Annotated in this window: 1 pseudogene; it reads left to right on the top strand. The window is 64.6% G+C overall.

Annotation, left to right across the window (positions count from 1 at the left end):
- Positions 1–121: pseudogene (gene nifH, locus SM757_RS35315) on the top strand (nitrogenase reductase); the annotation flags it as partial.
- Between the last annotated feature and the right edge of the window lie 142 nt (positions 122–263).

Below are 263 nucleotides of genomic sequence, written 5' to 3' on the forward strand. Positions count from 1 at the left end.
TGGCGTGATCCCCTCGCCCATCACGATGGACGAGCTCGAAGACCTGCTGATGGAGCACGGGATCATGGACGCCATCGACGAGAGCCAGGTCGGCAAGACCGCCGCTGAGCTCGCCGCCTGAGTCTGGCACTGATGCGCGCACCCGTGCGCGCATGAAGCGGGGGCGCCCAGCGGGCGCCACCCGCTCCGGTAGATACAAAAACAACGATTTTCGCGTTCCACCGCAACCCCAACGCTGAATCCACTGCTGACGGAGATTCCCG

It is taken from the genome of Azohydromonas lata, from assembly GCF_034427735.1.
In the GTDB taxonomy this organism is placed as follows: domain Bacteria; phylum Pseudomonadota; class Gammaproteobacteria; order Burkholderiales; family Burkholderiaceae_C; genus Azohydromonas; species Azohydromonas lata.